Source organism: uncultured Actinomyces sp. (assembly GCF_963526355.1).
Classification (GTDB): domain Bacteria; phylum Actinomycetota; class Actinomycetes; order Actinomycetales; family Actinomycetaceae; genus Actinomyces.
Map to the genome: position 1 here is coordinate 1 of NZ_CAUROW010000115.1, position 5,020 is coordinate 5,020.

Annotated in this window: 3 protein-coding genes; all 3 read left to right on the forward strand. The window is 68.9% G+C overall.

Features of this window, described 5'->3' with window-relative positions:
- Positions 1–502, forward strand: a 502-nt coding sequence (locus RWR81_RS12265) for a tetratricopeptide repeat protein (RefSeq protein ID WP_314458010.1), incomplete at its 5' end; no start/stop codon positions are given.
- A 200-nt stretch (positions 503–702) separates the two neighbouring features.
- On the forward strand, positions 703–4,551 hold the full coding sequence (locus RWR81_RS12270) for a multifunctional oxoglutarate decarboxylase/oxoglutarate dehydrogenase thiamine pyrophosphate-binding subunit/dihydrolipoyllysine-residue succinyltransferase subunit (RefSeq protein WP_314458011.1): 3,849 nt from the start codon (positions 703–705) through the stop codon (positions 4,549–4,551).
- A gap of 132 nt (positions 4,552–4,683) precedes the next feature.
- The coding region (locus tag RWR81_RS12275; RefSeq protein WP_399498448.1) for a GDSL-type esterase/lipase family protein at positions 4,684–5,020 on the forward strand (337 nt) is incomplete at its 3' end.

Genomic DNA, 5,020 nt, shown 5'->3' on the forward strand with positions numbered 1-5,020 from the left:
GCAGCTGTACCAGCGGGCCATCGACGCCGACCCCCACCACGCCAACAACCTCGGCGCCTACGCCAACTTCCTGGAAACCGTCCGCGGCGACATGGACCAGGCCGAGCAGCTGTACCAGCGGGCCATCGACGCCGACCCCCACCACGCCAACAACCTCGGCAACTACGCTCAGATCCTCTTTGCCAAATCTGATAACACGAAGGCGATCAGCCTGACTGAGAAGGCGATCTTCCTCGCTGGAGATGCCCAGAAGCCGTTACTAGCCGAATGCTATTTCTACCTGTTTTCCCATTCGTCCGAGCACCGCAAGGAGTCCGGAAAAGCGCTCAAGACCCTTCTGGCAGAGGGCGTGACGACAGGTGATTGGTCATTTGAGATGAAACTGGAGCGGATCAGGTGCGAAGACGACCCTCGACTGGAGCTGCTAGAGGCGGTGGCACGCGCGCTCAAAGACGGCAACACATCCCGGCTCGACGCATTCGAGGAGTGGCGCGACCTGTAGGTCATCGTCGTCGGGATGGCCGGGCCGAGGCCGCGAGCGCGTCACGGCCGGGACACGCATGTGTCCTTAGTCCCGCATTTGCTCGCCTGAGACGCCTTTCACCTCCTAGGATGTTCTACGAACACCGCCGTTCCTCCCCGGGTCCCGCCGAGGTTCCCAGCGACGGGACGGCAGATTGACGAGCTCCGAGGAGACCCGACGTGCCCACGCAGGACCAGACCAGCCCAGGCTTCGGTGCCAACGAGTGGATAGTGGAGGAGATGCGGGCCGCCTGGTCGGCAGACCCCTCCTCCGTGAGCCCCCAGTGGCGAGAGCTCTTCGAGACCGACCCGAGTGCCGGTCTGCAGCGGCCGAGCTCGCCCCCCTCGAACGGCTTCGCCAATGGTCCTGCGTCGTCCGCCCCGGGAGGGCCCCGCCGAGCGACCATCACGACTCAAGCCACCGCCCCCCAGCGCCGCTCCTCCGCCGTCCAGGACGTCACCCGCTCCGACCTTCCCCCGGCCCCGCCGTCGGACACCGCTCCTCCGACCTCCCCCTACGCCCAGCGCCTGGCCGCCCACCCCGCCCACGCCCTGGAGGGCGACGGTTGCGAGGACAGCACCACCCGGCTCAAAGGGGCGGCGGCCCGTACCGCCAAGAACATGGACGACTCCCTGTCCATGCCCACGGCCACCTCCGCCCGGGCCGTCCCCGCCAAGGTCCTCATCGAGAACCGCGCCGTCATCAACAGCCACCTGGCCCGCACCCGCGGCGGCAAGGTCTCCTTCACCCACCTCATCGGCTGGGCGGTGGTCGAGTCCCTGTCTGAGATGCCCTCGATGAACGTCTCCTACGGGGTCGACGAGGCCGGCAAGCCGGTCCTGAATGAGCCAGCCCACGTGGCCTTCGGCCTGGCCGTCGACGTGCCCGGCGCCGACGGGCAGCGCCGCCTGCTGGTGCCCTCCATCAAGCAGGCCGACCTCATGGACCTGTCCCGGTTCGTGGACGCCTATGAGGGCCTCGTGGCCAAGGCCCGCGACAACAGGCTGGATCTCGACGACTTCCGCGGCACCACCGTGACCCTGACCAACCCCGGCATGATCGGCACCCTGCACTCGGTGCCCCGCCTCATGCCCGGCCAGGGGCTCATCGTGGGGGTCGGCAGCATGGACTACCCAGCGGCCTTCGCCGGCGCCAGCCCCGACACCCTGGCCCGCCAGGGCATCGGCAAGGTCGTCACCCTGACCTCCACCTATGACCACCGCGTCATCCAGGGCGCCGCCTCGGGCGAGTTCCTGCGCCTGGTGGAGCGCAAGCTCCTGGGGCTGGACGGCTTCTGGAACCGGGCCTTCGAGTCCCTGCGCATCCCCCTCGAGCCGGTCGCGTGGGTGCGCGACACCACCTACGACCCCGAGCTGGAGACCGGCAAGCCGGCGCGCGTGGCCGAGCTCATCCACGCCTACCGTCAGCGCGGCCACCTGGCGGCCGACAACGACCCGCTCACCTACCGCCTGCGCCGTCACCCCGACCTGGACATCACCTCCTACGGGCTGAGCCTGTGGGACCTGGACAGATCCTTCCCCACCCGAGGCCTGGGCGGGCGCGATCGGGCCACTCTGCGCGAGATCCTCAAGATGCTGCGCGACGCCTACTGCCGCACCGTGGGCGTGGAGTACATGCACATCCAGGACCCGGCCCAGCGCACCTGGTGGCAGGAGCGCCTCGAGCACGACTGGGAGGACATCGGTGACGAGGAGCGCCGTCGGATCCTCACCAAGCTGGAACAGGCCGAGGCCTTCGAGACCTTCCTGCAGACCAAGTACGTGGGCCAGAAGCGCTTCAGCCTCGAAGGCGGGGAGTCCCTCATCGTGGCCCTGGACCGTCTGCTCGACGCCGCCGCCCACGACGGCCTCGACGAGGTCGTCATCGGCATGGCCCACCGCGGCCGCCTCAACGTGCTCACCAACATCGCCGGCAAGTCCTACGCCCAGGTCTTCGACGAGTTCGAGGGCAACGGCGTCATCGAGGGCGCCAGCACCGGGGACGTCAAGTACCACCTGGGCACCGAGGGTGTCTTCTCCGGGACCGACGGCGTGACCACCCGCGTCTCCCTGGCCGCCAACCCCTCCCACCTGGAGACGGTCGACGGCGTCGTCGAGGGGATCGTGCGTGCCAAGCAGGACCGCATCGGCCTGGGCGAGAAGGGCTACACGGTCATGCCGGTCCTCGTCCACGGTGACGCCGCCTTCGCCGGTCAGGGCGTGGTCTACGAGACCCTCAACATGAGCCAGCTGCCCGCCTACCGCACCGGCGGCACCGTCCACATCATCGTCAACAACCAGATCGGCTTCACCACCGGGTCGGCCTCAGCCCGCTCCACCACCTACGCCACCGACCTGGCCAAGGGCCTGCAGGTGCCGATCTTCCACGTCAACGCCGACGACCCCGAGACGGTGGCCCGCACCGCCCGCCACGCCTACGAGTACCGACGCACCTTCCACAAGGACGTCATCATCGACCTCATCTGCTACCGGCGCCGCGGGCACAACGAAGGTGACGACCCCTCGATGACCCAGCCACTCATGTACCGGCTCATCGACTCCCTGGACTCCACCCGCGGGGTCTACACCGCCGCTCTCGTGGGGCGTGGCGACATCACCCCGGAGGAGGCCCGCGAGATCGCCGAGAGCTACCAGGGCGAGCTGGAGCGGATCTTCACCGAGGCCCGCGTCCAGATCACCGGGGATGGAAAGGGCTCCAGGGAACCCGGGGAGGTTGCCACCTCGGGGGTCGCCGCCCAGGACCTGTCCGACCCCACAAAGGTCGGCGTGCCCCTGTCCTCCCTGGAGATCCCCTACTCCCAGCAGGCGGGCAGCGGCATGATGCTCGGCTGGACCTCGGCGGTGGCGCGCGACGTCGTCGAGCGCATCGGGGACGCCCAGGTCGCCTGGCCGGAGGCCTTCACCGTCCACCCCAAGCTCCAGACCATGCTCGCCAAGCGCCGCGAGGCCACGCGAGAGGGCGGCATCGACTGGGGCCTGGGCGAGCTCATCGCCCTGGGGAGCCTGCTCATGGAGGGCGTGCCGATCCGTCTGGCCGGCGAGGACGCCCGCCGTGCGACCTTCGCCCAGCGCCACGCGGTCCTGCACGATCACGTCTCCGGCCAGGAGTGGACACCCCTAAGCTTCCTCACCCCGGACCAGGCGCCTCTGGAGATCTACGACTCACTGCTCAGCGAGTACGCGGCCCTGGCCTTCGAGTACGGCTACTCGGTGGAGCGGCCCGAGGGGCTGACGATGTGGGAGGCCCAGTTCGGCGACTTCGCCAACGGCGCCCAGTCCGTCATCGACGAGTACGTCACCTCCGCCGCCCAGAAGTGGGGGCAACGCTCCGGCCTGGTCATGCTGCTGCCCCACGGCCAGGAGGGGCAGGGCCCGGACCACTCCTCGGGGCGCATCGAGCGCTACCTGCAGATGTGCGCCCAGGACAACATGCTGGTGGCCCAGCCCTCCACGCCCGCCAGCTACTTCCACCTGCTGCGCGAGCACACCTACCGCCGCCCGCGCCGCCCACTCATCGTCTTCACCCCCAAGCAGCTGCTGCGACTGAAGGCCGCCTGCTCGCCGGTGGAGGACTTCACCTCCGGCACCTTCCAACCCGTCATCGGCGAGGTCGACGACGCCGTCCTGGTCGCGGCGCAGGATCAGGGCGTGGACCGAGTACTGATGTGCTCGGGGCGCGTCTACTACGATCTGCTGGCCCACCGGGCCAAGACCGGGGACACGAGCACGGCCGTCGTCCGCCTCGAGCAGCTCTACCCGTTGGATACCGAGGCCATCGCCGAAGCGCTGGCCCCCTTCAGCGGGGCCGAGCTGGTGTGGGTACAGGATGAGCCTGCCAACCAGGGCATGTGGCCCTACCTGGCGCTCCACCTGCCCGCGAACCTCACTGGCGGCGTCCTGCCCACGCTGGTCTCCCGTCCTGAGGCGGCCGCCCCAGCCGTAGGAACCGCCGGCGTTCACCGCGCCCAACAGGAGGAGATCATCCGCCAGGCCTTCAGCCGAGGCTGAGAACATGCTGGTCATTACCGGTTCATCGCCGGTCAACCTCATCGAAATGCCGTCAGCCTCCCCCGCTGCAGCGCAAGGTCACGATAATGTCAAGACAGCATGAGGGATCATGAGGGACGAGGAGGCGCTGGCATGCGCGAGACGAGGCTGAGCTTCATCGGCGATGAGCTGGTGGCCGGTCATGGGGACGGACGCGCCCTGGGGTGGACGGGGCGGGTCATGGCCCGCACGCCTCGGGACGCCGAGATCCTGTGGACCTCGCTGGCGGTTCCCGGTGAGACGACGGCGCAGATGTCCGACCGTTGGGGCCCCGAGGTGGCCCGCCGTTCCACGCACACCGGAATCAACCGGCTCGTCGTGGGCCTGGGCGTGGCCGACGTGCTCGCCGGCGTCTCCTACGCCCGCTCCCGTCTTGCCCTGGCCAACATTCTCGACACGGCCGCCTCCGACCACCGCGAGTGCTTCGTCG